The sequence below is a fragment of the Mycobacterium liflandii genome, assembly GCF_022354805.1.
Classification (GTDB): Bacteria; Actinomycetota; Actinomycetes; order Mycobacteriales; family Mycobacteriaceae; genus Mycobacterium; species Mycobacterium marinum.
The window spans coordinates 79,423-105,930 of record NZ_CP023138.1; the positions used below are offsets into that span (position 1 = coordinate 79,423).

Here is a 26,508-nt window from a genome sequence, read left to right on the forward strand (position 1 = left end):
GCGTTTCTTCCTATGCGTCGCAATACAGGATGGATAGTCTCCCCGCGCACCAATGTGCCATAAGTAAGCAAAATTCTCAATCCAGACACAACCACCGGCAGTTCAGTTGGAGTGAGGGCGAACAATCGGGAACAAAACTGTCTCCCTAATTGACAGTCCGGTCAAACACATCAACAACCGATCGATGCCCATTCCAGTTCCAGTACACGGGGGCATCCCGTACTCCAGAGCCGTCAGAAAATCTTCGTCAAGTTGCATCGCCTCGTCGTCACCCGCGGCCGCCGCACGGGCCTGATCAGCGAATCTGTCCCGCTGGACGACGGGATCGTTTAATTCCGAGTACCCGGTAGCCAGTTCGACTCCGCGCACGTAGAGATCCCACTTCTCGGTTACTGCGGGGATACTGCGGTGCTGACGAGTCAATGGCGTTGTCTCGACTGGGAAATCCTTGACAAATGTGGGCGCCGTCAACTTGTTGCCGACAGCATGTTCCCAGAGTTCCTCGACAAGTTTGCCGTGACCAAAAACACTGTTGTCAATCTCTACGTCAAGTCCGCTTGCGATGTCACGTAAGCGAGCAACCGTCGTCTCTGGCGTGATCTGTTCCCCCAGTGCCTCCGACAAGGAGGAATACATCTCGATAGTTGCCCATTCTCCGTCGATGTCGTACACGCTGCCGTCAGGCATCGAGAGTTGTCTGGTTCCGATCGCCTCGTCAGCAACTTCTTGAATAAGCTCTCTGGTGATCAGGGCCGAATCGTCATAGGTTCCATAGGTCTGATACGTCTCCAGCATGGAGAATTCCGGGGAATGGGTGGAATCAGACCCTTCGTTTCGGAACACCCGATTTAGTTCAAAGACCCTGTCGAAACCGCCCACGATGCAACGCTTGAGGAACAGTTCCGGCGCGATACGCAGGTAAAGATCGATGTCGAGGGCATTGGAATGGGTGACGAACGGCCGCGCCGCAGCGCCGCCGGCCAAGGTCTGCAACATTGGCGTTTCGACTTCGAGAAACCCGCGCCGCTCCAGCGCATTACGCACCGCACGGATTACCGCAATCCGCTGTCGCGCGACCTCCCTCGCCTGCGGACGCACGATCAAATCGACGTAGCGCTGACGAACCCGCGACTCCTCGCTCATCTCCTTGTGTGCGACCGGCAGCGGCCGCAAGGCCTTGGCAGCCATCCGCCAGGAATCGGCGAGCACCGATAGTTCGCCCCGACGGGAGCTGATCACGGTGCCGTGCACGTAGACGACGTCACCGATGTCGACGTCGGCCTTCCACCTGTCCAGCGATTCGCGGCCCACCTTGTCGAGGCTGATCATCGCCTGCAGCTGGGTGCCGTCGCCGTCCTGCAGTGTCGCAAAACACAGTTTCCCGGTGTTACGCGCGAACACCACTCGACCCGCGACACCGACGATGTCCTCGGTCGCCGAATCTGTCGGTAGGTCGGCATAGGTGGCACGAATCTCGGCCAACGTGTGAGTGCGTTCGATGGCTACCGGATAGGGGTCATACCCCTCTGCCAATAACCGAGCACGCTTGTCCCGACGGATTCGGAACTGCTCGGGAATGTCTGACTCGGCGGAGCTCACGACGTGCCAGCTTAAATGAACTCGCCTGAGCACTCATCGCGCGGGCACCGGGCGCGCGAAACCCGCCCTAAAGATTGCTCCCGACCGGAATCGGCCGGGACGCATGGTCGCCGGGTGGCGGCTAGCGCGCCGGCTTCAGCCGACCGCGCTAAGCCTCCCGATTGCGCTCGAAGACCAGCCGTAATCCATGCAGGGTCAGGTGCTCGTCGAAGTGTTCGACGCTATGCAGTTCGGGCAGCAGCAGCGGCGCGGTGTGCCCGGTCGCCACCACCGCGACATCGTCGTCGGCTGAAAAACCCTTAACGTCCTCACGAATCCGCGCCACCAGGCCGTCAACCAGCCCGGCAAAACCGAATACCGCACCAGCCTGCATGCATTCCACCGTGTTCTTACCCACCACCGAGCGCGGCCGGGCCAACTCGACGCGCCGAAGTGCCGCCGAACGGGCCGCGGCGGCATCCGAAGAAACCTGAACGCCGGGTGCGATCGCCCCGCCCAGGAATTCGCCTTTGGCCGACACCACGTCCACGCATATCGATGATCCGAAATCGACGACAATGGCCGCCTTTGCGAACTGCTGATATGCCGCCAGGCAGTTGACGATCCGGTCGGCACCCACTTCTTTGGGGTTGTCGACCAGCAGCGGAATACCGGTGCGTACCCCAGGTTCGATCAGCACGTGCGGGACCGACGGCCAATACTGCTCCAGCATGATCCGCACCTCATGCAACACCGACGGGACCGTGGACAACCCGGTCGCACCGGTGAGCCGCTCGGAATCCTCGCCGATCAACCCGTCGATCGTCAGTGCCAATTCATCGGCGGTGACTTCGGATTCGGTCCGTATCCGCCATTGCTGCACGACCTTTGCGTGCTGTTTGGCCCCCGATAGCAGACCGACAACGGTGTGGGTGTTGCGGACGTCGATCGCCAGCAGCACGGTTACCGCGCACCGATCCGCGGATTCAACAGCTCCTCCGCCCCGGGAATGTCGAATGCGGGCACAAAAGCCGGGTCGTGGCCCACGTCGATCTGCTTGTTGTCAGCGTCGACGAACACGATCCGCGGCTGGTAGGCGCGTGCCTCGGCATCCTGCATGGTCCCGTAGGCGATCAGGATCACCAGATCGCCGGGGTGTACGAGATGCGCCGCGGCACCGTTGATCCCGATTACGCCACTACCGCGTTCGCCGGTGATCGCATACGTGACCAAGCGAGCACCGTTATCGATGTCGACGATGGTCACCTGTTCACCTTCGAGCAGATCCGCGGCATCCATCAAGTCGGCATCGATGGTCACCGACCCGACGTAGTGCAGGTCGGCCTGCGTGACGGTGGCGCGGTGAATCTTCGACTTCAACATTGTCCGTAACATCAATTCCTCCAAGGTGATTGGACACGCCCGTCCGGCCCGACAGGCTGCCCGTCGGTGCCGGCGATACTTTCGATCTCAATTGCCACGTTGTCGAGCAGCCGGGTGGTGCCGAACCGGACGGCGACCAGCAACCGGCCAGATCCGCTGGGGGAAACCGGGCCGAGCTCGCCGTCGCGCAGTTCCACATAGTCGACGACGATCCCGGGGACGGCCTCGAGCACACCGCGCGCCGCATCCAGCGCAGCCTGGACACCGGCGGTCGCCGCATGTGCCCCGGCCGTCAGCGCCGCCGAGAGCGCGATGGCCGCTTCCCGTTGCGCCGGGTCCAGATAGCGATTGCGCGACGACATCGCCAGTCCGTCGTGTTCACGCACGATCGGCACGCCGATCACCTGCACGTTGACGTTGAGGTCGGCAACCATCTGCCGGATGAGCACCAGCTGCTGATAATCCTTCTCACCGAAGAACGCCCGGTCGGGAGCCACGATCTGTAGCAGCTTGAGCACCACGGTCAGCACCCCGGCGAAATGGGTTGGTCGCGAACCGCCTTCGAGTTCGGCAGCCAGTGGGCCGGGTTGCACGGTGGTGCGTAGACCGTTGGGGTACATGCTCGCCGCGGTCGGGGTGAACGCGATTTCCACACCTTCGGCCCGCAGTTTCGCCACATCCTGATCGAGGGTTCGTGGGTAGGCGTCCAGATCCTCGCCGGCACCGAACTGCAGCGGGTTGACGAAAATCGACACCACGACCACCGCACCGGGCGTGCGTTTGGCCGCCCGCACCAGCGCCAGATGGCCCTCGTGCAGGGCCCCCATCGTGGGGACCAACATCACCCGGCGGCCGGTGTGGCGCAGCGCCCGGCTGACCTCGCCGACGTCACGCGGCGCCGAGTAGATGTTGAGTTCGCCCGGCTTGAAGACGGGCGCCCGGCCGGCATTCGCTCTCATGGCGTCAAGACCTCCACCACATCCCCCGGTGCATGGGCCCGCATGGCGGTGCGCAGGGCGTTCACCCGATACGCCTGCGCCAGTTGCGGGTCCGCTTCGGTGAGCGCGGCCAGGTGGCCGGCGACCGCGGCGGCGTCACCGCGCGCGACCGGCCCGGTCAGCGCGGCCTGACCCCGCTGCAGCGTGTTTTCCAGGGCCGCTCGGGCTAGCGGTCCGACGATGCGTTCCGCGATACCGCCGGGCTGGTTGTCGACGCATTGCTGGCCGAGCAGTTCTTGTCCACGCAAGGCGGTGCGCAAGGCCTCGAGGGCATCGGCGAGCACGGTGACGAGGTGGTTACTCGCATGTGCGAGGGCCGCGTGGTAGAGCACGCGGCTTTCCTCGCGCACGCAGAACGGTTCGCCGCCCATCTCCAGCACCAGCGATTGGGCGATCGCATACCCGACGTCGTCAGCCGCGGTGATTCCGAAGCAGGTATCGGGCAGCCGATTGATGTCTTCGTCGGAGCCGGTGAAGGTCATCGCCGGATGAATGGCCAGCGGTATGCAACCCTGCGCAGTCAGGGGCTCCAAGATGCCAATCCCGTTGGCGCCGGATGTGTGCGCCACGATGGTGCCCGGCCGCACCGCCGACGTGGCGGCCAGACCCGATATCAGACCCGCCAGTTCACTGTCGGTGACGGCCAGCACCAGCAACTCGGCCGATGCGGCGACATCCGGCGGCGGCAGCACCGGGGTATCGGGCAACCGGCGCTGCGCCCGCTGCAGCGACGCGTGCGAAATGGCGCTGCATGCCACCACGACATGATCGGCGCGCTCTAGCGCGACCCCCAGGGCGGTGCCTACCCGGCCGGCCGAGATGATCCCCACCTTGAGCCTGGCCGGGCGCAAACCGTCGAGCTGCACCATCGCAGACGACCTCACAGGTTTCTTCGTTCGTTCCAGTCCCGTGGATGACCGGGTACCGGACGGTCACTAAGACTGTAGTCGATTTGTTGGTCGACACCCATTTCAGCCGTCACGGCGCCGGCGCCGGCCGCCGCCGGAAGGCTGCACCTGCAACCGTGCCATCAGGTCAGCGACGGACTGACCACCGCTTTGCGAGTCAGAGTCATGCGAGCCCGCCACATCGGGGCGTTCTTCTTCCGGGCGGCGATGACGGGAGGCAAGGTCGGGTGCGGGCGGCGGGGCCAACCGGGGCGCCGCGGGCTCGGCGGGCTGGGGGCCCGGCCACGGCGGTGCAGCGGGTGCCATTGGTGGCGGTTGGGCTGGTCCGGGGCCTGGAGGCGGCCCCGCTCCCAGGCGGCCCACCCCATAGTCGCGGTAGTCGGTGGAATGACGAGATCGCGACCGTCTGCCGCCGTATTCCCGGTCGAACTCACCGATGTCACCTTGGTCCTCGTCGGAATCGTAATGCCGGGCACGGCGGCGTCGACCCGAAGACCGGTCCTGCGTTTCGGCGCCAGCCGCCTCCTCGGCCACCCAGTGGCTGCCCGGAGCGCCGGGGGGCAACCACTGTCCGTCCGCGGCAACCGGTCGCCAAGGCGAGGGTTCGGCATTGGGTACTGGTGGCGCGGGCGGCGGTCGACGATGCGGCTCGTAGTGCAGGTCAGGCTGAACCGGCGCAGCCTCCTGGGGCGGCCCGACCCACTCGGCGGGGTGTTCGGGGCCCGGAGGCGCGGGCGGCGGGGGCTGCAGAAACGGTCCCCTACCCGGCTGCACGTCACGCTCGTCCAGAGGCGGCACGCCTACCTCCGGCACATCGATGATCGCTTCCTCGGCGCGGTTGAGATTTTCGTCTCGACGGGCCATGGCAATCCGGTCACTGGGCAGCCAGTCGGTGGCTGGACTCTCGCCGTTTTGGAGCCGATCGGCGACAGCGCGGGCGGTGCGCGACTCCCTGTCCACCGTCTCCAGCGCCGGGCACTGTTCTAGGTCCGCATCGAACAAGATTCCCAAACTGGTTCGCAGCGAAGCTAATTCGGCGCGCAACGCTGCCACCTCGTCGGCGGCCGCGCCCCGCAACTCGGCGGCGAGCTCGCGACGCAACTGCGACTCCACCGCCAGCTCGTATTCGCGGCGGGCCGAGATCTCGCGATCCAGCTGCAGGTCGTAGACGAGCTTCATGTCGCGCGCCCGCGCCTGATCCGCTTCGGCCTGGCGACGATAGAGCACGGACACAAACGCACCAGCGACCGCGGCCCACAGCGCGAGGACCACGGCGAGCTTGAGCAGTTCCACCCGATTGGTGAAAACCAGTGCCGAACTAGCTCCAATTGCCAGAACCAGCAACGTCGTCAATAGCACCCAACCCGGCCTGCGGCCGCCGCGCCGGACCCGGGCGCCGCGGGACAGAACGGTCATGGCCTGACTGTACCCGCGCGACCTGCATCCACGTGTCGCGCCGGTCCGGCGATTCTCCCGCAAAGTCCGTGCCGCAGCCAGCAACGCCGGCGGCCCGGGCCGCGGGAGTGGTCAGCCTTCCGCGCCCTCGCCCCGCTCGGGCGGCTCCTGCGGCGACTTGCAGCAATTTTGCAGCCACAAAGCGGCAACGATCAACGCCAGCGCGCCTGCGGCCGCCACCAGGGCGCCGGTCATATCTTCGGCCGCCACCCGCAGCCAGGACCGCCGCGGCAACAGATACACCAAGACCGCAATCCACCAGCCCAGCACCAGCGCACCCACCCAGGCCGATGCCTTGGCGACCATCAGGCTGCGAGCCACCGCCAGAGGATGCAGCTGTCCGGATCCATCCCCTATCTCGCCATCGTTGATCTTGGCTCTTACGAAGCGGGCCCATAGCGCCTCGGCGATCGCAACCCCCAGCAGTGACAGCCCGGTCCACACCGTGAGCGGGGGAAACGACCGGAACAACACCAGCACCATCGGATAGCCGGCGACCGCCGCCCCGATCGCGGCGGCGGCCAGGTCGCGCCTACGGGTCGGTCCCATCAGGCTGCCACGGTCAGCGAGGTCAACCGCACGCTTGCCCGATCGGCCGGCGGCAGCCCGGCCAGCAGCGCGGCGACCGGGCGCGGGCCCTCCGGTCCGGTCAGTTCGGCCGCGGGGTCAACGTCGAGCCAAGGGACCATGACAAAGGCCCGCTGATGCGCCAATGGGTGTGGCAGCGTCAGGATGCTGTCGTTGCAGCGCACTTCGGTACGACCGGCCGGGCCGGCCTGGTAACAGGCGACCAGATCCACGTCGAGCGTGCGCGGCCCCCACCGCTGCAGACGCTGCCGGCCGGCCGCCCGTTCGTACTCCTGAGCTTGGTGCAACCAGGCATGGCCGTCGCGAGCGGGATCGTCTGCGATCAGCACCACGTTGAGGAACGGCTCCTGGGCCACCCCACCCCACGGATCGGTCTCATAGACACGCGACGCCCCGACCAACGTGTCGCCGAGTCCGTCGACCACCGAACGCAGGTTCGCCAGGCGGTCGCCCAGGTTGGAACCGACCGACAGCACTACCGAACTCATACCGCTCGGTCCGCGGGGATCACCGAACCACGCCCCCCGCGCCGCGACCGCCGGGTCACCACCGCCACGTCAGCCAGCGGTTGCGCGATGGCGGCCTGCGGCTTGTGCAGGACCACCTCGACGGCATGTACCCGTTCGTCGTTCATCACCTCGTCGGCGATCTCGGCACCGACCGTCTCGATCAGGTTGCGCGGCGGCCCGCCGACGATCTCGGCCGCGCGCTGCGCCAATTGGGCATAGTCATAGGTGTCGGCCAGATCGTCGCTGCGGGCGCCGTCGGCCAAGTCGATCCACATGGTGATGTCGACGACGAACCGTTGCCCGGCTACCCGCTCATGGTCGTAGACCCCATGGCGGCCATGAACAATCAAGCCCCGCAACTCGATTCGGTCAGCCATCGCGCCCAGTCCTTTCAGCCCGCTGCCACGCGTCGACGACCTTGAGGGCGTCGACGGATGCCCGCACATCATGCACCCGCACACCCCATGCGCCGTGCAGCGCCGCCAATGCGGAAATCACCGCGGTCGCCGTTTCCCGCCCGTCCGGCGGCCGTACCGCACCATCCGGGCCGGCCAGCAACGACCCGAGGAAGCGCTTTCGAGACGCTCCCACCAGCACCGGGATCCCGGTGGCGACCAACTCCGGCAGGGCGTGCAGCAGCGTCCAATTGTGCTGTCCGGCCTTGGCGAAGCCCAGGCCGGGATCGATCATCAGATTCGATGGGCCAACGCCCGCGGCTATCGCATCATCCACGGCGGTGAGCAGCTCGGCGCGCACCTCGGCCACCACATCGCGGTAGTTCGGCACCTGATGTGGGTTGTCGTCGGACACCGGCCGCCAGTGCATCAGCACCCACGGCACACCGGCTTCGGCGACCAGCGGGGCCATTGCCGGATCGGCCCGCCCTCCGGACACGTCGTTGACGATCTGCGCGCCCTTGTGCAGCGCCTCGCACGCTACGGCCGCGCGGGTGGTGTCGATGCTGACCTTGATACCGCGCGCGGCCAGTTCTTTGATGACGGGCAAGACGCGGGACGCCTCGACGGCCGGGTCAACCCGCGCGGCGCCCGGCCGAGTCGACTCCCCCCCGACGTCGATGATGTCCGCACCTTCGGCCGCCAGCGCCAGACCGTGCTCGATGGCCTTGGCCTCGTCGCAGTAGCGCCCACCGTCGGAGAACGAGTCGTTCGTGACATTCAATACGCCCATAACCTGCACAGGCCGCGAACTCACTTACGCAGGATGAGGTCCAGCGCCTCGGCCCGAGAAGCGGCATCGGTCTTGAACTGCCCACGCACCGCCGAGGTCGTGGTGACCGCACCGGGCTTGCGGACCCCGCGCATCGCCATGCACAGGTGCTCGGCTTCGACCACCACGATCACCCCGCGCGGTCCGAGCCTTTTGACCAGGGCGTCGGCGATCTGGCTGGTGAGCCGCTCCTGCACCTGAGGACGCTTGGCGTAGAGGTCCACCAGCCGGGCGATCTTGGACAGCCCGGTCACCCGGCCATCCCGGCCCGGGATATAGCCGACATGAGCCACCCCATGGAACGAGACCAGGTGGTGCTCGCACGTCGAGTACAACGGAATCTCTTTGATCAGCACCAGCTCGTCGTGGTCTTCGTCGAACATGGTGTTCAGTACCGCGTCGGGGTCGGTGTAAAGCCCCGCGAAGATCTCGCGATAGGCACGGGCCACGCGGGCCGGGGTGTCGCGCAAACCGCCCCGGTCCGGGTCCTCGCCGATCGCAAGCAACAACTCGCGGACGGCGGCCTCGGCACGCGGCTGGTCGAACGCCCGGGTGGTCGTTGCCTCGGTTCGGGAATCCAGCTGCGTCATTGCAACTCTCCGTTCGTCAGCCGTGGGCCGGGGGGTTGGACCGGCTTACGTCCCTGTCCTGCTGCTCGGACGACTCGTCGGTGTCCGATGGCTGATCGGGGGAATAGCCCGATGGTTGCGGCCGCTCCGACGGCGGGGGCCACCCGGGAGCGCGCCAGCCCGCCGGGGCGCCGTAGTCGGGATGGCTGCCGGGGTTCGCGTCAGCGCCTCGAGAGCCGTTGGGGCCGCGGCCGGTCCCTTCGCTGGCCGACTGCGCCGCCTGGGTAGCCTGCGCGATGGCTTGCTTGAACGCCGGCTCCGGCATCGGCTGCGGCCAGGGCTCACCGCGCTCGATGGCCAGTTCGCCCGGTGTCTTGATCGGCGGCTTGTCCGACGGAATCCGGCCGCCGAAATCGTCGAACATGGTGAGTCGGGGCCGCTTTTCCACGTCGGAGAAGATCGACTCCAGCTCCGGCCGGTGCAGTGTTTCCTTTTCCAGCAGCTGGCCGGCCAGGGTGTCGAGCACATCGCGATATTCGGTGAGAATCTCCCACGCTTCGGTGTGGGCCGCCTCGATGAGCTTGCGCACCTCTTCGTCGATTTCGCGGGCGACTTCGTGCGAGTAGTCCGACTGGGTGCCCATGGAGCGGCCCAAGAACGGGTCACCGTGCTCGGTGCCGTACTTGACCGCGCCCAGCCGCGCGCTCATGCCGTACTCGGTGACCATCGCCCGAGCGACCTTGGTCGCCTGCTCGATATCGGACACCGCACCCGTGGTCGGCTCCCGGAACACCAATTCCTCGGCGGCGCGCCCGCCCATCGCAAAGACCAGCTGCGCGATCATCTCCGAACGGGTCCGCAGCCCCTTGTCCTCCTCGGGCACCGCTACCGCATGACCACCGGTTCGTCCCCGGGCCAGGATGGTGACCTTGTAAACGGGATCGATGTCGGGCATCGCCCAGGCCGCCAGGGTGTGACCGCCCTCGTGATAGGCGGTGATCTTCTTCTCGTGCTCGCTGATGATCCGCCCTTTGCGGCGTGGGCCGCCGATGACCCGGTCTACCGCCTCCTCCAAGGCGGGACCGGTAATGACGGTGCCGTTCTCGCGGGCGGTGAGCAGCGCCGCCTCGTTGATGACGTTGGCCAGATCGGCCCCGGTCATGCCGACAGTCCGTTTTGCCAGCCCGTCCAGGTCAGCGCCGTCAGCGATCGGCTTGCCTTTGGAATGCACCCGCAGGACCGCCCGGCGTCCGGCGAGGTCAGGATTGGTGACCGGGATCTGGCGGTCAAAGCGACCGGGACGCAGCAGCGCCGGGTCCAGAATGTCGGGCCGGTTGGTGGCCGCAATCAGGATCACGCCGGCGCGATCGCCGAACCCGTCCATTTCGACCAGCAGCTGGTTGAGGGTCTGTTCCCGCTCGTCGTGGCCGCCACCGAGGCCGGCGCCGCGTTGGCGGCCGACCGCGTCGATCTCGTCAACGAAGATGATGCATGGGCTGTTCTGTTTGGCCTGCTCAAACAGGTCCCGCACCCGGGATGCACCCACCCCGACGAACATCTCGACGAAGTCGGATCCGGAAATGGTGAAAAACGGCACCCCGGCCTCGCCCGCCACGGCGCGAGCCAGCAACGTCTTACCGGTTCCCGGCGGGCCGTAGAGCAACACGCCCTTGGGGATCTTGGCGCCCAGCGCCTGGTAGCGGGACGGATTCTGCAGGAAATCCTTGATCTCGTAGAGCTCCTCGACCGCTTCATCGACGCCGGCGACGTCGGCGAATGTGGTCTTGGGCATGTCCTTGGACAGTTGCTTGGCACGCGATTTCCCGAAGCCGAAGCCCATCCGGGCGCCGCCCTGCATGCGGGAGAACATCACGAAAAGGCCCACCAGCAGCAGCAGCGGCAGCACGTAAACCAACAGCTCGCCCAGGATGCTGCCCTGGTTGACCACCGTGCTGACCTTGGCGTTCTTGGCGGTCAAGGCATTGAATAGGTCGACCGCGTAACCGGTGGGGTACTTGGTGATGACCTTGTCGGAACCGTCGGTGTCGCTGCTGCTCTTCTTCAAGACCAGCCGCAGCTGCTGCTCACGGTCATCGATTTGCGCGCTCTTGACGTTGTCGGCGTTGATCTGTGACATCGCCACCGAGGTGTCGACCGGCTTGTAACCGCGGGTGTCGTCACTGAAGTAGAAGAACGACCAGCCGAGCACCACCACCACGGCGACCGCCGTCACGGTGCGGATCACGTTTTTTCGGTTCATCAATCTTCGGCCGTGCCGGCCTGGTCCTTCCAAATACGCAGCTGGAAATGTCAAGGCTACCGCTAGACCAACGACCGGTAGTTCCGGATGGTTGCAGTAACACGGCAATCCGGCGAAAGGCATGGCTCACACCGGCGGGTTGCGCAGCGGGCACGATCGGGCAAAGCGGACCGCGGCCGGGCGGCGGCCACCCTCAACAACAAGCCCTTCTCACCGATGTGGCGTTGTGCTTTGGTGAAATGGTGGCTACATCAACCGAGCGGTTAGTCGACACCAACGGCGTGCGGTTGCGCGTGACCGAGGCCGGCGAGCGGGGTGCGCCGGTGGTGATATTGGCCCACGGCTTCCCCGAACTGGCCTATTCCTGGCGGCACCAGATCCCGGTGCTTGCCGAGGCCGGCTACCACGTGCTGGCCCCCGATCAACGCGGCTACGGGGGTTCCTCTCGCCCCGAAGCGATCGAGGACTACGACATCCACCAGCTGACCGCGGACCTGGTAGGACTGCTCGACGACGTCGGCGCCGAGCGTGCCGCCTGGGTGGGCCATGACTGGGGTGCTGTCGTGGTGTGGAATGCGCCCTTGCTGCACCCCGACCGCGTCGCCGCGGTCGCCGGCCTCAGCGTTCCGGTGTTGCCCCGCGCCCAGGTGCCGCCAATCCAGGCATTCCGCCAGCGCTTCGGCGAGCACTTCTTCTACATCCTCTATTTCCAGCAGCCCGGGGTGGCCGACGCCGAACTCAATGGTGACCCGGCTCGCACGATGCGCCGGATGATCGGCGGCCAACGATCCCCGACCGATCAGGGCGCGGCCCTGCGGATGGTCGCCCCCGGCCCCGAGGGCTTCATCGACCGACTGCCGGAGCCCGACGCGCCGCCCAGCTGGATCAGTCGCGACGAGCTGGATCATTACATCAGCGAGTTCACCCGCACCGGATTCACCGGCGGGCTCAACTGGTACCGCAATTTCGACCGCAACTGGGAAACCACCGCCGATCTCGAGGGCGCCACCATCACGGTTCCGTCGTTGTTCATGGCCGGCACAAAGGATCCGGTGTTGTCTTTCGCCCGTAGCGATCGGGCATCGGAAGTGATCACCGGTCCATACCGCGAAGTGATGGTTGAGGGCGCCGGGCACTGGCTGCAGCAGGAACGGCCGGACGAGGTCAACGCCACACTTCTCGACTTCCTCAAAGGAGTGCAATGGTGACCGATGCGCCGCTGAAATTCGGAGTCTTCATCACACCGTTTCACCCGACTGGCCAATCGCCGACGGTGGCTCTGGAATACGACATGGAGCGCGTTGTCGCCCTGGACCGCCTCGGCTACGACGAGGCCTGGTTTGGTGAACACCATTCCGGCGGCTACGAGCTGATCGCCTGCCCGGAGGTATTCATTGCGGCCGCCGCCGAGCGGACCAAGCACATCCGGCTGGGCACCGGGGTGGTGTCGCTGCCGTATCATCACCCGCTCATGGTGGCCGACCGATGGGTGCTGCTCGATCACCTCACCCGGGGCCGGGTCATGTTCGGCACGGGCCCGGGGGCGCTGCCATCGGACGCCTACATGATGGGCATCGATCCGATCGACCAGCGCCGGATGATGCAGGAATCCCTGGAAGCGATCCTGGCTCTGCTGCGCGCCGCACCGGGTGAACGCATCGACCGCCACTCCGATTGGTTCACCCTGCGCGACGCGCAGTTGCACATCCGCCCGTACACCTGGCCCTATCCCGAGATCTCGACGGCAGCCATGATCTCGCCGTCGGGTCCACGGCTGGCCGGCAGCCTGGGTACGTCGCTGCTGTCGCTGTCGATGTCGGTGCCCGGCGGCTATGCGGCGCTCGAGAACACCTGGCAGGTGGTGTGCGAGCAGGCCGCCAAGGTCGGCCGGGCGGAGCCCAACCGCCGCGATTGGCGCGTGCTGTCCATCATGCACCTGTCGGATACCCGCGACCAGGCGATCCAAGACTGCATCTACGGGCTGCCGGATTTCTCGAAGTACTTCGGCGCGGCCGGGTTCGTTCCGCTGTCCAACGCGACGGACGGCGCCGAAGGCACTCGCGAGTTCGTGGAAGACTATGCGGCCAAGGGAAATTGCTGCATCGGAACCCCCGAGGACGCGATCGCATACATCGAAGATCTGCTCAATCGCTCGGGCGGCTTCGGGACTCTGCTGCTACTCGGGCATGACTGGGCATCACCGCAAGCGACCTTCCATTCCTATGATCTGTTTGCCCGCAAGGTGATTCCGTATTTCAAGGGACAACTCGAGGCGCCGCGCGCCTCGCACGAATGGGCCAGGGACAAGCGTGAGGACTTGATCGGCCGCGCCGGTCAAGCCGTGCTAGCGGCAATTACCGAACACGTGACCGAGCGCGGAGAAGGTCAGACCTGATGCGGGCGTCCGTGCTGCGCAATGGACACATGACCTATCGCGACGATGTGGCCGAACCCACCCCCGGGCCGGGCCAGGTGCTGGTCGGAGTGCGAGCATGCGGAATCTGTGGATCGGACCTGCATTTCGCCGCGCATGGGCCAGAAGTGTTGGCAATGAGTTCGCGACTCTCACACGGCGACGGCTACACAAACACCGACCTGAGCCGTGATGTCTTCATGGGTCACGAGTTCTGCGCCGAGGTGATCGAGGCCGGACCCGACACCGACACCTACCCCGCGGGGACGCTCGTCACGTCCATCCCGGTGTTGCTGTCCGCCAAGGGAGTCGAGCCCATCTTCTCCAGCAACGACACCATCGGCGGGTACGCCGAGCGGATGTTGCTCTCGGCGCCGCTGCTGCTGCCCGTCCCCAATGGGCTGGACTTCAGGCATGCCGCCCTGACCGAACCCATGGCGGTGGGATTACATGCGGTGAACAAGGCCGGCGTCGACGTTGGCGACACCGCCCTGGTGCTCGGTTGCGGGCCGATCGGCATCGCGATCATCGCGGCCCTGCGGATGCGCGGTGTCGAAACGATTGTGGCATCAGACTTTTCGCAGAAGCGGCGCGAGCTGGCCAGCATCATGGGAGCTCACCAGACGGTCGACCCGGCCGTCTCGTCACCGTTCGAGCACGTCAAGGCCACCGTGGTGTTTGAAGCGGTGGGAGTCCCGGGGATGATCGACGAGGTAATTCTGCGGGCACGTCCGGGCACCCGGTTGATCGTCGCCGGGGTATGCATGCAGCCCGACACCGTGCATCCGTTCTTCGCGATCACCAAAGAGATCAACGTGCAGTTTGTGCTCGCCTATGACCCCGAAGAGTTCGCCACTTCACTGCGGGCACTAGCCGAGGGACTCATAGACGTCAGCCCGCTCATCACCGGCGAGGTGGACCTGGCCGGGGTCGGCGCCGCCTTTGACGACCTCGCCGACCCCGAACGCCACTGCAAGGTTCTCGTCACTCCGTAGCCCGGTTACCCCGACGTCGCGGCGCGTTGGCCTAGCCGGCGGCCGGCGGGCGCGTCATCACCCTGGGATGAAACCCATATCGGGGAGGGGCCGCCGAGGCGGCGAAGCCGCGCGCGGGTGTGCCATGAGCCGGCAAGCCGCCAAAGACATGTTGGCTGGGGTCGGCGGCCGCGGCGGCAGCGGCAACGGAGCTGAGCGGAACGGTTGCAACGCGGCCCAACCCGGGCATCGAACTCGCCCAAGCGTTGGGTACCGACAGACCCCCGATCTGGGCGGCCCTGCCAATCCCCCCGGGACCACTCGACACGCCCGACAACGGCAGTTTCGGCAGCGCTTGTGGCAGGGCCTCGACCGCCTTGGCGGCTTCCTGGCCCGCATGCGCGGCAGCCGGGAAGAGACTGTGGGACAAACCGTCGATGTCTTTCAACGCCGTGGTGGTGAGCCGGAAGGGCGAAACCAGCCTGATATAGGTGTTCGATAGCGTGCTGGCATCCAGCGTCGACGACCCGGTGAGACCCGCTATCAGTGCGCCGAGTGCGCCGCTTAACACGATCCCGTCGCCGTTGGGCGTCCACTTCCAGCCGATCAGGCCGAGCGCACGCAAGATCCGTTCCAGCGAGGGCACCAACGCCGCCTCCGAGAGTCCCCGCAGCGCGTTGGGCAGCTGTTCCACCAATTGCTGCAACGATTGCGCATCCCCCGCGAGGAGATCGCCGGTGGCCCGGCCGACTGCGGCGGCCTGAGCGGCCGGTCCGTTCGCGGTGGTAGCGGGCCGAGGCGGAACGAACGAGGTCAGGTCGGCCGCCGCCGCGGCCGTCGCCGCATATTGGTACATCGCATTCGCGTCCTGAGCCCACATTTCGGCGTACTCGGCTTCCACTACCGCGATGGCCGGGGTGTTCTGACCGAAGAGGTTGGTCGCCACCAGCGTCGCCAACATCGCCCGATTGGCGGCTACCACCGCGGGCGGCACCATCCCGGCAAACGCCGCCTCGTAGGCACTCGCCGCCGCCGCTTGCCTCCCGACCTGTTCAGCCTGCGCGGCGGTTGCGCTCAGCCAGGCCAGATGCGGCGCGGCAGCAGCCGACATGGCCGCGGCGGCGGGCCCCGACCATGGTCCGGAAACCAGCCCGGACAGCAGTGAACGATAAGAGTCCGCAGTGCACTGCAACTCGGCGCCCAGCGCCTGCCAAGCCGCCGCGGCGGCCAACATCGATCCTGAACCCGGTCCGGAATACATCAACGTGGAGTTGACTTCTGGCGGTAGGAGCGCGAAATCCAGCATGTGCGGCCTCGCCTAGCTGACCGCGACGGTGTTGGCGGCCTCGGTTGCCGCATACGAACCAGCGGAGATACCCAGCACGGTCACCAGCTGATCCTGTACCGCCGCGGCCTGAGCGCTGATCGCCTGATACACCCTTGCATGCGCGGCGAACTGGGCTGCCGTCAACATCGACACCAGGTCTGCCGCCGGGGGGACCACTCCTGTCGTCGGAGCTACCGCGACCTCGTCCCCGGCGCGCGCCGCCGAGTTGATGGCCTGCAGCTCCAATGCGACTCCAGCCACAATCTCCGACTGAGCAGTCACGTGCGACATCGCTCTCCTCTCAAGAACCAATTGAGCCAATAACGTCCAGCGACGAACGGCGCTGACGCTGATCGGCAATCAGGCTAAGGGACTCAAGGGACTCAAGGGACTACAAAAACCACGAGAGATGACCAACACCAGGCGTAAACATCTTGTTCAGAATCGGTTTAACAACGATTCAAATTCGGCGGCACATCTGAGCCCTATTTCACAATGCCCAAACGCTTCGCATTCGATGAATTCAAGTCCCCAAGGGGCGCAAAACGCGGCATGAGGGGAATTTTCGGCGCGGCGCGTGTCGTCGCCGACCAGCGGTATTAGCCGACCGGATTCGACCCCACCTGGCCTTTTGCCACCTGCAGCCAGCGCCTCCTCGGGGCAACCCCCCGGTTGACAGCGGAGGGCTCTCCGACGAAATCCGCCCCGCTTGTCCAGATTGTGTACGACGCTTATCAATAGGGATTGTATTTTTGTTGCCGCAGGACATATTGGCCCCGACCAACCGGAGATCAATGACCTAGGGGGCCACCATGGTTTCGGCACCGCAAATGCGGAAATAGGTAAGTGCACGGCGGTCACCCGAACGCGCGTCGACATCAACACCCAGGTCAACTGCCCCATAAACGGACTTACCCGCCTCCCAGGTATCACCCCCGGGAGGCGGGTAAGCCATCACGCGGCCCGATGAGGGCCGCTGCGTACCTGCCGCGGACTCAGGCCCAGCTGGAGCCGACGGCGCTGTCGGTCTGCGCCATGTTGTTGCCGGCGGCCTGAACCTTCTGGCCGTGCGAGTTGGCCTGCTCGTAGATCACCTGGAAGTTGCGACCCAACTGGGCGATGAACTCCTGGCAAGCCACCGAACCGGCGCCGCCCCAGAAGTCACCGGCAGCCAGCACATCGCGAACGATGGCCTGGTGCTCGGCCTCCAAGGAGGCGGCCTGGGCGCGGATGAGCGCGCCGTGGGCGTCGACATCGCCGAACTGGTAATTGATGGTCATTGGTTTTGTCCTCCTGAGTCGAAAGTGTCGGGCCGGTGCTAGCTGCTGAGGATCTGCTGGGAGGCCTGCTCTTGCTGCTCGTAGTTGTTCGCGTCGCGAACGAGCCCGTCGCGCACCCCGTGCAGCATGCTGACGATGTTGCGGAAGGCGGTGTTCATCTGGCCCATGGTGTCCAGTGAGGTTGCCGAGGCCATACCGCTCCAGCCCGCGCCGGCGATGTTCTGCGAGGACGCCCACATCCGGCGGGCCTCGTCCTCGACGGTCTGGGCGTGCATTTCGAAACGGCCCGCCATGTCCCGCATCGCGTGCGGGTCGGTCATAAAACGAGTGGTCATGCGAATGCCTCTCGTGTACGAGTTGTCAAATCCGTTGCTAGATCAAGGTGAATCGCGAGCCTCGCCCCTTCCCTCGAAGATCCCGCTGTACAGCAGTGCGATCACCTCGCGTTGATCGTATGTGTTCTTCGTCACCCTCCGGCGGGCGGGTGCACGACCATCGTCGGCTTGAAGCCATAGCGCGGCGCGGCGAAGTGCGCCGCCATTCCGCGCCCGACCCCACTGGCGGGCATCAGTGGCACTCCGCCCACCGCCGCCTGCGCCGGCTCGGCCGCGGCGGCCCCGAGGCTGTTGACCGTCACGATCGCCGGGTTCGCCGCGGCACCGACGGAGTTCATCCACGAGGTTGGCACCGAAAGCCCAGTGACAGACGCCGCCTTACCGACGGCTCCGGTAATCCCGCCCAGACCGACGCCCGGAAGCGACGGCAGTACCGCCGGCAATTCCTTGGCGGCCTCGGCCGCCACTTTGGCGCCTTCCTGAGCGAACTTGGGCAGGTCATGGGCCAAGCCCACATAGTCCTTGAACTGAGTTACCGCCAACCGGGCCGGACTCACCCATTTGCTGAAGGTGTCCATGAATACACCGGCATCCACTTCGGCGGAGCCGGTCACTCCCTGGACGATGTCACCCAAGGCGCCGCCCACGATGATTCCGTCACCGTTGGAGTTCCAGGCATGCCCGGTCAGACCGATCGCACCAGTAAGGTCGGTGAGCCAAGGGGGCTCGTTGGATATTCCGGCCAGCTGCGACAGCGCCTTGGGAATCTCCGCCAGTGCCTGTGAGTCCACCGCCCCGTTCAATGCCTGACCGACCGCGGCGGCCTGATTGGCCAGGCCCGCCGCGCTAACGGTCTGCGCCGCCGGGTCGAACGGCGCCAACTGCGCGGCCGCCGCCGACGAGCCGGCATAGCCGTACATTGCCGCCGCGTCCTGCGCCCACATTTCGCCGTACTGCGCCTCGGTGGCCGCGATAGCGCCCGTGTTCTGTCCGAGAAAGTTCGTCGCCATCAGGGCCATCAACAACGCCCGGTTGGCCGCGATCACCGGCGGCGGGACCGTCGCGACAAAGGCCGCCTCGTAGGCTCCGGCCGCGGCCACGGCTTGACTACCGGCCTGCTCGGCAAGTGCGGCTGTGTTTCTCAACCACTCCACCTGGGGCATGGCGGCCGCGACCATGTTCGCCGCGGACGGCCCCTGCCAGGGTCCGTCGGTCAGTTCGGTCACCGAAGCGTCGTAGGTGGACGCGGTTGCTTGCAGCTCGGCGGCCAACACGTCCCAGGCAGCGGCGGCGGTCAGCATCGGCCCGGAGCCGGGCCCGGAATACATCAGCGCGGAGTTGACCTCCGGGGGCAATTGCGCGAAATCCAACATGACCCGGTGTCTCCTAGCCGATGGTGGCCGCGTTGGCGGCCTCGGTGGCCGCGTACGAACCCGCACTGATGCCCAGCGTGGTGGCCAGCTGCTCCTGAACCGCCACCGCCTGGGCTCCAATCTGCTGATACAGCTGGGCGTGCGCGGCAAACTGCGACGCGGTCAGCAGCGACACCAGATCGGCGGCGGCGGGCACCACGCCGGTGGTCGGTACCGCGGCCGCGACGTTCCCGGCCTGCACCGCCACGTTGATGGACTGCAATTCCGCCGCAGTCGCTGCCAGCACATCTGTCTGCGCAAGCATGATCGACATGAGTTTCCCTCTCCCTCAATTCTTAATTGCAGCAACAGCTTTCGGTGACCGATGACTGTCCGTCCCCCATTGCTGAAGCAGATCGCAGGACACGTTAGGGCAGATACCAGGGCTCCGGCGTTGTTGATTAGCAGGCTTGTGAGCTGGGTTGATGATCTTTGGTGCCGCGCTATTGGGGCCGGAGTGTAGGCACGGGCTATCTGGAGAACGATCGAGTTGGTTACTGTTCGTCGTTGGTCTGGAGTTGCCCGTGCCTACCGTTTCAGTATTGCCTGTGTCGTCGGTTCCAGAGGTGTTCGACCGCTGGAGTCCTGGTGAGCGCAGCGAGCTCATCGGATCGGAGTTTCTCGATGTGTTGGCCTCGGTGCCAGACCCGAGGGACCCACGCGGTCGGAGGTATTCGCTGATGGCTTTGTTGGCGATCGCGGTTCTGGCCACTGCCGCGGGGATGCGCGGCTATGCTGTTTTTGCCACATGGGCGGCCACCGCTCCCGATGATGTGTTGGCCTAATTAGGGGTCCGGTTCCGGCGGCCCAGTGAGAAGACCTTCCGCGCTGTTTTGTCTCGGCTAGACCCCGCCGACCTCAACGCCAGGATGGGCAGTTACTTCACTGCACACGTGGCCAGCAGCGACCCCAGTGGATTGGTGCCGATCGCGTTGGACGGCAAGATGCTGCGTGGTGCCTTTACGCGCCAAAGCGACAGCCACGCATCTCGTGTCGGTGTTCGCCCACCGTGCCCGATTGGTGCTCGGTCAACTCGCTGTCGCCGAGAAAAGCAATGAAATTCCCTGCGTACGTGCCCTGCTCACGCTGCTGCCGGGTAGCTTGCGGTGGCTGGTCACCGTGGATGCGATGCATACCCAGGTCGTCACCGCGAAGTTGATCTGCGCCACCTTGAAGTCGCACTACCTGATGATCGTCAAGTCCAACCAAGCCAAAATACTTGCGCGTATCACCGCGCTGCCCTGGGCCGAGGTGCCCGCAGCCGCTACCGACGACTCCCGCGGCCACGGCCGTGTCGAGACCCGCACCCTGCAAATCATCACCGCTGCACGAGGAATCGGCTTCCCCTACGCAAAACAAATCATCCGGATCATTCGTGAACGCTTGATCACCGCCACCGACCAGCGCAGCGTGGAGGTGGTCTATGCCATCTGCAGCCTGCCGTTCGAGCACGCCCGCCCTACCGCGATCATGACCTGGATGCGTCAACACTGGGGAATCGAGAACAGCCTGCACTGGATACGCGACGTCACCTTCGACGAAGACCGTCAAAGGGCACATACCGGAAACGGCGCACAGGTCCTAGCAACGCTACGCAACACCGCGATCAATCTGCACCGCCTCAACGGCGCCGACAACATCGCCGAAGCCTGCCGGATCACCGCTTTGACCGCCAACCGCCGCCTAGACCTCCTCAATCCACAATTCCCCAGCTCACAAGCCTGCTAATCAACAACGCCGGAGCCCTGGGGCAGATACGCAGGAAAACCACAGGCTTCACACAGCCTGTTCACTGCTGAGTCGGTAACAATTCATTTGCTGTGCCAAACGCGCAGGTAAATATCTTCTTTTGTATGAAACATATTTGGATCAAATATGATTTGAGTTCGATAGAATTTTGCCCATATCGAGGACAGACGGCTTCTGTCGTGCCTTCCGGGCGAGCGACGGGGCCGCGCCGAAAGCCCCAGCCACCCGCCTCCGACGGTTTGCATCCCCGCCATGCCCCGCCCGCGGCCGCCCTGGACAGCCCCCTGCTAATCAACAAATTGCCGCTAATCAACCTGTTCAGCGGCGGATTCTGGCCGCAGCGCCGGGCCGCGACCCGGCGCTATCACCAAGACCACGGCCCCGGTCGCGCCGCGGCGGCAAGTACCCGGGCGGGGGGTGGTGGCCCAACCGGGGCCCACGGCTCGACGTCGGACTAGCCGACTCTTGCAAAGCACAAAAACTGGGTCTGCTGTGGAGGTGCAGAATTGTTGAGTCAAACTTGGGTTGGATTGGAATTTTTCAACGTAAAGGTCGTCAATATGAAATTTGCTGACAGTCTTTCGGGCACCAATGTCCGGTCACGGGGGCCGGCGCTTTCCCAGGAATCAAAGATGAACAAGAAGTGAATTGAGAACATCTGGGAGCCGACAACGGCGCACCCGCCGGTCGACTCCGCGCGGCGACTAGGGTGCCAGGCATGCCAATCCAATGGAGCACACCGGGATTCGCCCGCAGATTGATCGCCTTGGCCGTGGCCGGTGCGGCCGCCGGCTGCCTGAGCGGGTGCGACTCCCACACCGCGGCGGCGCCCGGCGCAAATCCACGTCAGGTGACCGTGTTCGGGTCCGGGCAGGTGCAGGGCATCCCGGACACCCTGACCGCGCAGGTCGGCATTGAGTTCACTTCTCAGGACGTCACCGGCGCGATGAGCCAGGCCAACGCTCGGCAGCAGGCGGTCATCGACGCCCTGGCGAACGCCGGGGTGGACCGTAAGGACATTCGCACCACCGAGGTGTCGCTACAGCCCCAGTACACCAGCCCAGAGCCCGGCGCAGCGGCGGCGATCAGCAGCTATCGCGCCGATAATGCGATCGAAGTCAAGATCCGTCCACCCGATGCCGCATCACGCCTACTGGAACTGATCGTCAACACCGGCGGCGACGCCACCCGGATCAGTTCGGTGAGCTACTCGATCGAGGACGACTCGCAACTGGTCAAGGACGCGCGCGCCCGGGCATTCGAGGACGCCAAGAGCCGCGCGCAGCAATACGCCCAGTTGTCCGGGCTGCGGCTGGGCACGGTGCTTTCCATATCCGAAGGAGTCGGCACCAGGCCCTCGCCCGGCGAGATGAACACGCCGGCGCCACGCACCTCGATGGTGCCGCTGGAACCAGGCCAGCAGACGGTGAGCTTCTCGGTGACCGCGGTGTGGGAGCTGACCTGAGTTTCAGGTCGGCAGAGCGCGCTCGCTACTGGTAGACCCTGGGATCGAGGGTGCCGATGTAGGACAGGTCGCGATAGCGCTCGTCGTAGTCCAAGCCGTAACCCACCACGAAGTCATTCGAAATGTCGAAGCCCACGTAGGTGATGTCGACGTTGGCCCCCACCGCCTCGGGCTTGCGCAGCAAGGTGCACACCCGCAACGACTTGGGTTGCCGGCTCTTGAGGTTGCGCAACAGCCAGGACAGCGTCAGGCCGGAGTCGACGACATCCTCGACGATCAGCACGTCGCGACCGGCGATGTCGCGGTCCAGGTCCTTGAGAATCCGCACCACTCCCGACGACGACGTCGAGGACCCGTAGGAGCTGACCGCCATGAACTCAAATTGCGTAGGCAACGGAATCGCACGGGCGAGATCTGTGACGAACAGCACGGCGCCCTTGAGCACCGTGATCAACAGCAGGTCCTGATCGCTGGTGTCGGCCAGCTCGCGATAGTCGTTGCCGATCTGGGCCGCGAGCTCGTCTATTCGACGCTGAATCTGCTCCTCAGTGAGCAGCACGGATTTGATATCACCTGGGTACAACTCGCCTGCATGTCCGGGGGTGATCGCCGAGGAGCTCTGGGCCACGTGCACAGCGTGCCATGTCCGCGCCCGAACAACCAACGCCAGTCCCCATCTTCACCGACTCAGATTGGCTCGGACCGCAAAGTCAGCAGGCCGCCACCTCGTCCGGCGACCAGACGCCGCGCCTTCAAATTCGATCCGACCGCCACCCCGCCCTGGCCTCGCCAGGCCGTGACCAGCGCGTCCACGCCCCTGATCTGCTTGTCGGTCAGCCCGATCGCCCCGCCGGCCAGCAGCCAACTGCGGATCACTCGCCGACGCACTGGGTCGGGCAGCGTAGCCAGCACGCTGGTGTCCAGGCCGAAATCGACGACGGCGGTGGGCAGCGCCTCGGCGGCGATGGCGTCGAGCAGCTCGGTGTCCGCGCGCAGCGCGGTCGCGGTGCGCGCCAACGCCGCGGCCACACCCCCACCCAGCACTTCCTCCAACAGCGGCAGCACTTCGGCACGTAACCGCGTCCGGGTGAAGCGCCGGTCGCTGTTGTGCGGGTCCTGCCATGCGGTCAGACCCAGTTCCCGGCACGCGTCATGGGTCACCCCGCGACGCACCCCCAGCAGGGGCCGACACCATGGTGGATCGTGCGGACGCATGCCGGCGATCGAGCGAGCGCCCGAACCGCGGCCGAGCCCCAGCAACACCGTCTCGGCCTGGTCGTCGAGGGTGTGGGCCAGCAGCACCGGGCCATCGCGGTGGGCGTCCAGCGCGCCGTAGCGGGCGGTGCGCGCCGCCGCCTCCAGCCCACCCCCGGCCCCGGCCGGATTGCCCACCTGGACCCGGAGCACCCGTGCGGCCACGCAACCCAACGAGACGGCCTGGGCCCGGGCGGTTTCGCTGACCGCGGCCGAATCCGGCTGCAGGCCGTGGTCGACGATCAGCGCGGTGGTGGGCCGCAGCCGCGCCGCCACGGCGGTGAGCGCCAGCGAATCCGGACCGCCGGACAGCCCGATACTCCATCGGTCGGTGGCGTCGAGATGGGTCGACGCGAACTTCTCGACGGCCCTGCGCAGTTGCGCTACAGCACCCTGTCGATCCATCGCCGCGGATTCTCCAGCTCAGCCGGCAGGGGCAGCGTCTGCGGACTCGTCCAGATGGTGTTGAACCGCTTCATCCCGACCCGGGCCACCACGTCGTCGACAAACGCTTTGCCGCGCGTGTACTGGTTGAGTTTGGCGTCGAAGCCCAACAACGCGCGCAACAACCGCTGCAGTGGCGGCTGCTTGCGTTGCCGGCGCTCGTCGAAGCGACGACGGATGACGGCAAGCGAGGGCACCACCATCGGCCCCACCGCATCCATCACGTGTTCGGCATGGCCCTCCAACAGCGTGCCCAGCGCCAGCAGCTGATCCAGCGCCTGACGCTGCGGCTCGGACTGCACGGCACGCACCACACCGAGAATCCCCGTCACATTGCCCGAATCGTCGCCAGGATCGTCGCGGTTGCGCACGAAGTTCGCCAGCCGGCTCACCACCTGTCCGATGTCGTCGGCGGGTTCGGTGGTGAGCAGACCGAGCGCCTGCTGCATGTAGCCGGCCAACCACGGGTTGGCGGTGAACTGGACCCGGTGGGCGACCTCGTGCAGGCAGACCCACAGCCGGAAATCGGATGGGTCGACCCGCAGTTGTCGCTCAACGGCGATGACGTTGGGATACACCAGCAGCAGACCGCCCATGCCGGCCCCGTCCGCGGCGGCGAACGGATCGTACTGACCGAGAATTCCCGAGGCCACGAACGCCAGCACCGCACCCGTCTGCGCACCGGTGATACGCCCGGTGAGCAGCCCGCGCGGCTTCTCGGCCCCGTTGGTCATGGCCCGCATCGACTCCGCGGCGGCCCGTATCCACTCCGGCCGGTCCACAACGCGGGCCGCGGGCACATCACCGGTGGTGATCAAACCGGTGACGTCGCGCACCGGCGGCTCCGCTTGCTCGGCCGCGCGCATCAATTCGTCGACCGCCTGGCGTCGGGTGTAGTCACTGGACGGCGGACCGGGGCGGGCCAGCCGCTCCCCCACCGTGGCCGCAAACTGCCAGTCGACGGTGTTGCCCAGGGTCACATCCGAGGCCGCGGTCATGTTGTGCACCCGCAAGACCACAGCGTGGTGGCCAACGCGTCCATCGCGTTGCGTCCGTTCGGCCCGGCATCGTTGGAGATGAACGCAAACGTGAGCACGCGTCCGCTGCTATCGGTGACCACACCGACCAAGGAGTTGATGGCGGTCAGCGAGCCGGTCTTGGCCCGCAACCAGCCCGCCGGGCCCAGGTTGGTGGCCCGGTCCAGGAAGCGTTCCCCGAGAGTGCCGCTACCACCGGCGATCGGCAGCAGATCCAGTAGCGGGCGCAACGCGGGCTGATCCGGCCCCGCCGCGGCCTGTATCGCGTCGTCGAGCGTCCGGGCTGTCAGCCGGTCGTCAACCGAAAGCCCACTGGAATCCACCAGCCCCGCGCCGGTGGTGTTGATGTGGGCGGTGTTCAGCCGGGTGGTCACCGCATCGACCGCGCCGCTGAAGCTGCGCGGACGGTTGATGACGGCCGCGACCTCGCGGGCGATGCACTCGGCCATCACGTTGTCCGAGGCGTTCATCATCTGGGAGAGCCGTTCGATCAACGGCGCCGACTGCACCACGGCCAGCTGGCGCGCCCCAGCGGGAGCCGAGGCGATACTGACCGTTGCGGGATCCAGACCAAGGGCCCTGGCCAGTTCGCGTCCGGCGTCCAACGCCGGGGTCAGCGACCGTCGGGAGTTGACCGTGGTCGGCTGGACGCGACCGGCATCGATCATCGCCGCCTCGATCGGGGCGATGTCACCGTTGCCGACGTCAGCCGGATCCCAGCCCGGGGCCATCGTCGGCCCGGTAAAGGCGGAGATGTCGACTTGCACCGATGTCGGCGTCATGCCACTGCGGCGGATCTGATCGACCAAGTCGCTGATGCGCGCCGCGCCCCGGTACCAGGTTTCGACGCCGGGCGGCGCCGCCGACAGCGTCGGATCCCCGGCTCCGACCAACACCACCGACCCCTGGCCGCTGGGGCTACCGGCCACCACGCGGGTGCTGATCCGGGCCTGACGGTCCAAGGTGAGCAGCGCCGCGGTGGCGGTCAGGACCTTGTTTGTCGATGCCGGCACCAGGGGTACGTCGTCGAGTTGCTGCCAAAGCACCTGCCCGGTCAGCGCATCGCTGACCCGACCGCCCAGCTTGCCCAAGTTCGGATCGGACGCGGCCTGCGCCAGCGCGGCGGCCATCGCGCCCGAGTTGGGCACCACACCGGTGTCGGCCACGGCGGTGACCGCGGGCTTGACCGTCGGTGGACGCGGCGGCGGCACCACCAACCGCGCACTGGCCGCGCGGCCACCGACGGTGAAGAACGCTGCGGCGGCAACGACGGCGGCGACAAACGCCAGCACGGCCACCCCAAGGAACACCTGGGTGGATTTCCGCCAACGTTTGGGACCCAT

Annotated in this window: 26 protein-coding genes and 1 pseudogene; 5 read left to right on the forward strand and 22 right to left on the reverse strand. The window is 66.0% G+C overall.

Annotation, left to right across the window (positions count from 1 at the left end; all coding sequences use genetic code 11):
• Nucleotides 1-102 precede the first annotated feature (102 nt).
• From lysS to ftsH, 12 genes are all read right to left on the reverse strand, one after another.
• Nucleotides 103-1,599: a lysine--tRNA ligase gene (gene lysS / locus CKW46_RS00405; RefSeq protein ID WP_015357451.1), complete on the reverse strand. Its 1,497-nt coding sequence runs from the start codon at nucleotides 1,597-1,599 to the stop codon at nucleotides 103-105.
• 148 nt (nucleotides 1,600-1,747) lie between these two features.
• On the reverse strand, nucleotides 1,748-2,539 hold the full coding sequence (locus CKW46_RS00410) for a type III pantothenate kinase (RefSeq protein ID WP_020785185.1): 792 nt from the start codon (nucleotides 2,537-2,539) through the stop codon (nucleotides 1,748-1,750).
• A gap of 2 nt (nucleotides 2,540-2,541) precedes the next feature.
• Nucleotides 2,542-2,973 (reverse strand): aspartate 1-decarboxylase, encoded by a 432-nt coding sequence (panD, locus tag CKW46_RS00415; protein ID WP_012396624.1) that lies wholly within the window; start codon nucleotides 2,971-2,973, stop codon nucleotides 2,542-2,544.
• Nucleotides 2,973-3,920 carry a pantoate--beta-alanine ligase gene (gene panC / locus CKW46_RS00420; protein WP_117436455.1) on the reverse strand — a complete coding sequence of 316 codons (948 nt, stop codon included), beginning with the start codon at nucleotides 3,918-3,920 and terminating at the stop codon, nucleotides 2,973-2,975. The genes panD and panC overlap by 1 nt, the downstream gene beginning before the upstream one ends.
• Nucleotides 3,917-4,828, reverse strand: coding sequence for a Rossmann-like and DUF2520 domain-containing protein (locus CKW46_RS00425; protein ID WP_036450626.1), 912 nt, complete (start codon nucleotides 4,826-4,828; stop codon nucleotides 3,917-3,919). Before CKW46_RS00425 ends, panC begins: the two co-directional genes overlap by 4 nt.
• A gap of 102 nt (nucleotides 4,829-4,930) precedes the next feature.
• On the reverse strand, nucleotides 4,931-6,283 hold the full coding sequence (locus CKW46_RS00430) for a DUF6779 domain-containing protein (RefSeq protein ID WP_015357455.1): 1,353 nt from the start codon (nucleotides 6,281-6,283) through the stop codon (nucleotides 4,931-4,933).
• 111 nt (nucleotides 6,284-6,394) lie between these two features.
• Nucleotides 6,395-6,871: a DUF3180 domain-containing protein gene (locus CKW46_RS00435; protein WP_020785189.1), complete on the reverse strand. Its 477-nt coding sequence runs from the start codon at nucleotides 6,869-6,871 to the stop codon at nucleotides 6,395-6,397.
• Nucleotides 6,871-7,398 (reverse strand): 2-amino-4-hydroxy-6-hydroxymethyldihydropteridine diphosphokinase, encoded by a 528-nt coding sequence (gene folK, locus CKW46_RS00440; protein ID WP_011741826.1) that lies wholly within the window; start codon nucleotides 7,396-7,398, stop codon nucleotides 6,871-6,873. Before folK ends, CKW46_RS00435 begins: the two co-directional genes overlap by 1 nt.
• The gene (folB, locus tag CKW46_RS00445; RefSeq protein ID WP_015357456.1) at nucleotides 7,395-7,796 is read right to left on the reverse strand and encodes a dihydroneopterin aldolase; all 402 of its coding nucleotides are present in this window, start codon (nucleotides 7,794-7,796) and stop codon (nucleotides 7,395-7,397) included. Before folB ends, folK begins: the two co-directional genes overlap by 4 nt.
• On the reverse strand, nucleotides 7,789-8,631 hold the full coding sequence (gene folP / locus CKW46_RS00450) for a dihydropteroate synthase (RefSeq protein ID WP_117436454.1): 843 nt from the start codon (nucleotides 8,629-8,631) through the stop codon (nucleotides 7,789-7,791). Before folP ends, folB begins: the two co-directional genes overlap by 8 nt.
• Entirely contained in the window at nucleotides 8,628-9,236 is a 609-nt protein-coding gene (folE, locus tag CKW46_RS00455; protein ID WP_012396632.1) for a GTP cyclohydrolase I FolE, read from the reverse strand. Before folE ends, folP begins: the two co-directional genes overlap by 4 nt.
• A 16-nt stretch (nucleotides 9,237-9,252) precedes the next feature.
• On the reverse strand, nucleotides 9,253-11,475 hold the full coding sequence (gene ftsH / locus CKW46_RS00460; protein WP_096369580.1) for an ATP-dependent zinc metalloprotease FtsH: 2,223 nt from the start codon (nucleotides 11,473-11,475) through the stop codon (nucleotides 9,253-9,255).
• 242 nt (nucleotides 11,476-11,717) lie between these two features.
• On the opposite strand from ftsH, the gene CKW46_RS00465 reads away from it, so the two are divergent.
• The 3 genes from CKW46_RS00465 to CKW46_RS00475 are packed head-to-tail and all read left to right on the forward strand — an operon-like array spanning nucleotide 11,718 to nucleotide 14,883.
• A complete protein-coding gene (locus CKW46_RS00465) occupies nucleotides 11,718-12,683 on the forward strand; it encodes an alpha/beta fold hydrolase (RefSeq protein ID WP_085981943.1) in 966 nt (321 codons plus the stop codon).
• Nucleotides 12,677-13,870, forward strand: coding sequence for an LLM class flavin-dependent oxidoreductase (locus tag CKW46_RS00470; protein ID WP_117436453.1), 1,194 nt, complete (start codon nucleotides 12,677-12,679; stop codon nucleotides 13,868-13,870). Before CKW46_RS00465 ends, CKW46_RS00470 begins: the two co-directional genes overlap by 7 nt.
• Nucleotides 13,870-14,883 (forward strand): zinc-binding dehydrogenase, encoded by a 1,014-nt coding sequence (locus CKW46_RS00475; RefSeq protein ID WP_015357460.1) that lies wholly within the window; start codon nucleotides 13,870-13,872, stop codon nucleotides 14,881-14,883. Before CKW46_RS00470 ends, CKW46_RS00475 begins: the two co-directional genes overlap by 1 nt.
• A gap of 31 nt (nucleotides 14,884-14,914) precedes the next feature.
• On the opposite strand, the gene CKW46_RS00480 is transcribed toward CKW46_RS00475, so the two are convergent.
• The 6 genes from CKW46_RS00480 to CKW46_RS00505 form a co-directional block, all read right to left on the reverse strand.
• A complete protein-coding gene (locus CKW46_RS00480) occupies nucleotides 14,915-16,168 on the reverse strand; it encodes a PPE family protein (protein ID WP_117436452.1) in 1,254 nt (417 codons plus the stop codon).
• A 12-nt stretch (nucleotides 16,169-16,180) separates the two neighbouring features.
• Nucleotides 16,181-16,480, reverse strand: a complete 300-nt coding sequence (locus tag CKW46_RS00485) for a PE family protein (protein WP_117436451.1) — start codon at nucleotides 16,478-16,480, stop codon at nucleotides 16,181-16,183.
• 704 nt (nucleotides 16,481-17,184) lie between these two features.
• Complete coding sequence (locus CKW46_RS00490) at nucleotides 17,185-17,469, reverse strand: WXG100 family type VII secretion target (protein WP_015356960.1); 285 nt, start codon at nucleotides 17,467-17,469, stop codon at nucleotides 17,185-17,187.
• A gap of 38 nt (nucleotides 17,470-17,507) precedes the next feature.
• Nucleotides 17,508-17,804: a type VII secretion system effector EsxM gene (gene esxM / locus CKW46_RS00495; RefSeq protein WP_015357462.1), complete on the reverse strand. Its 297-nt coding sequence runs from the start codon at nucleotides 17,802-17,804 to the stop codon at nucleotides 17,508-17,510.
• 131 nt (nucleotides 17,805-17,935) lie between these two features.
• Entirely contained in the window at nucleotides 17,936-19,177 is a 1,242-nt protein-coding gene (locus CKW46_RS00500) for a PPE family protein (protein WP_015357463.1), read from the reverse strand.
• Between the two features lie 13 nt (nucleotides 19,178-19,190).
• Nucleotides 19,191-19,490, reverse strand: a complete 300-nt coding sequence (locus CKW46_RS00505; protein ID WP_012396641.1) for a PE family protein — start codon at nucleotides 19,488-19,490, stop codon at nucleotides 19,191-19,193.
• Between the two features lie 250 nt (nucleotides 19,491-19,740).
• On the opposite strand from CKW46_RS00505, the pseudogene CKW46_RS00510 reads away from it, so the two are divergent.
• Both CKW46_RS00510 and CKW46_RS00515 read left to right on the forward strand, forming a co-directional pair.
• Nucleotides 19,741-20,944 (forward strand): annotated as a pseudogene (locus CKW46_RS00510) (ISAs1-like element IS2404/ISMul1 family transposase).
• A 739-nt stretch (nucleotides 20,945-21,683) separates the two neighbouring features.
• Nucleotides 21,684-22,430 (forward strand): SIMPL domain-containing protein, encoded by a 747-nt coding sequence (locus CKW46_RS00515; protein WP_012396642.1) that lies wholly within the window; start codon nucleotides 21,684-21,686, stop codon nucleotides 22,428-22,430.
• A 25-nt stretch (nucleotides 22,431-22,455) separates the two neighbouring features.
• Here CKW46_RS00515 and hpt read toward each other — a convergent pair whose 3' ends face one another.
• From hpt to dacB, 4 genes are read right to left on the reverse strand one after another with little or no spacing between them, the layout of a single operon-like run.
• The gene (hpt, locus tag CKW46_RS00520) at nucleotides 22,456-23,064 is read right to left on the reverse strand and encodes a hypoxanthine phosphoribosyltransferase (RefSeq protein ID WP_012396643.1); all 609 of its coding nucleotides are present in this window, start codon (nucleotides 23,062-23,064) and stop codon (nucleotides 22,456-22,458) included.
• A 53-nt stretch (nucleotides 23,065-23,117) separates the two neighbouring features.
• Nucleotides 23,118-24,089 carry a tRNA lysidine(34) synthetase TilS gene (gene tilS / locus CKW46_RS00525; protein ID WP_086084791.1) on the reverse strand — a complete coding sequence of 324 codons (972 nt, stop codon included), beginning with the start codon at nucleotides 24,087-24,089 and terminating at the stop codon, nucleotides 23,118-23,120.
• Nucleotides 24,068-25,126 carry a zinc-dependent metalloprotease gene (locus tag CKW46_RS00530; RefSeq protein ID WP_482052650.1) on the reverse strand — a complete coding sequence of 353 codons (1,059 nt, stop codon included), beginning with the start codon at nucleotides 25,124-25,126 and terminating at the stop codon, nucleotides 24,068-24,070. Before CKW46_RS00530 ends, tilS begins: the two co-directional genes overlap by 22 nt.
• Entirely contained in the window at nucleotides 25,123-26,508 is a 1,386-nt protein-coding gene (gene dacB, locus CKW46_RS00535) for a D-alanyl-D-alanine carboxypeptidase/D-alanyl-D-alanine endopeptidase (RefSeq protein WP_482052651.1), read from the reverse strand. The genes CKW46_RS00530 and dacB overlap by 4 nt, the downstream gene beginning before the upstream one ends.

What these genes read in the sequence shown, in the direction of transcription:
- tilS (WP_086084791.1), bottom strand. Translation starts at nt 24,089, where the DNA reads ATGGATCGACAGGGTGCTGTAGCGCAACTGCGCAGGGCCGTCGAGAAG.
- CKW46_RS00505 (WP_012396641.1), bottom strand. Translation starts at nt 19,490, where the DNA reads ATGTCGATCATGCTTGCGCAGACAGATGTGCTGGCAGCGACTGCGGCG.
- CKW46_RS00430 (WP_015357455.1), bottom strand. Translation starts at nt 6,283, where the DNA reads ATGACCGTTCTGTCCCGCGGCGCCCGGGTCCGGCGCGGCGGCCGCAGG.
- folB (WP_015357456.1), bottom strand. Translation starts at nt 7,796, where the DNA reads ATGGCTGACCGAATCGAGTTGCGGGGCTTGATTGTTCATGGCCGCCAT.
- folE (WP_012396632.1), bottom strand. Translation starts at nt 9,236, where the DNA reads ATGACGCAGCTGGATTCCCGAACCGAGGCAACGACCACCCGGGCGTTC.
- panC (WP_117436455.1), bottom strand. Translation starts at nt 3,920, where the DNA reads ATGAGAGCGAATGCCGGCCGGGCGCCCGTCTTCAAGCCGGGCGAACTC.
- dacB (WP_482052651.1), bottom strand. Translation starts at nt 26,508, where the DNA reads ATGGGTCCCAAACGTTGGCGGAAATCCACCCAGGTGTTCCTTGGGGTG.
- CKW46_RS00470 (WP_117436453.1), top strand. Translation starts at nt 12,677, where the DNA reads ATGGTGACCGATGCGCCGCTGAAATTCGGAGTCTTCATCACACCGTTT.
- ftsH (WP_096369580.1), bottom strand. Translation starts at nt 11,475, where the DNA reads ATGAACCGAAAAAACGTGATCCGCACCGTGACGGCGGTCGCCGTGGTG.
- CKW46_RS00515 (WP_012396642.1), top strand. Translation starts at nt 21,684, where the DNA reads ATGCCAATCCAATGGAGCACACCGGGATTCGCCCGCAGATTGATCGCC.
- CKW46_RS00435 (WP_020785189.1), bottom strand. Translation starts at nt 6,871, where the DNA reads ATGGGACCGACCCGTAGGCGCGACCTGGCCGCCGCCGCGATCGGGGCG.
- CKW46_RS00530 (WP_482052650.1), bottom strand. Translation starts at nt 25,126, where the DNA reads ATGACCGCGGCCTCGGATGTGACCCTGGGCAACACCGTCGACTGGCAG.
- CKW46_RS00485 (WP_117436451.1), bottom strand. Translation starts at nt 16,480, where the DNA reads ATGTCGCACGTGACTGCTCAGTCGGAGATTGTGGCTGGAGTCGCATTG.
- CKW46_RS00475 (WP_015357460.1), top strand. Translation starts at nt 13,870, where the DNA reads ATGCGGGCGTCCGTGCTGCGCAATGGACACATGACCTATCGCGACGAT.
- panD (WP_012396624.1), bottom strand. Translation starts at nt 2,973, where the DNA reads ATGTTACGGACAATGTTGAAGTCGAAGATTCACCGCGCCACCGTCACG.
- folK (WP_011741826.1), bottom strand. Translation starts at nt 7,398, where the DNA reads ATGAGTTCGGTAGTGCTGTCGGTCGGTTCCAACCTGGGCGACCGCCTG.
- esxM (WP_015357462.1), bottom strand. Translation starts at nt 17,804, where the DNA reads ATGACCACTCGTTTTATGACCGACCCGCACGCGATGCGGGACATGGCG.
- CKW46_RS00490 (WP_015356960.1), bottom strand. Translation starts at nt 17,469, where the DNA reads ATGACCATCAATTACCAGTTCGGCGATGTCGACGCCCACGGCGCGCTC.
- CKW46_RS00480 (WP_117436452.1), bottom strand. Translation starts at nt 16,168, where the DNA reads ATGCTGGATTTCGCGCTCCTACCGCCAGAAGTCAACTCCACGTTGATG.
- CKW46_RS00500 (WP_015357463.1), bottom strand. Translation starts at nt 19,177, where the DNA reads ATGTTGGATTTCGCGCAATTGCCCCCGGAGGTCAACTCCGCGCTGATG.
- CKW46_RS00425 (WP_036450626.1), bottom strand. Translation starts at nt 4,828, where the DNA reads ATGGTGCAGCTCGACGGTTTGCGCCCGGCCAGGCTCAAGGTGGGGATC.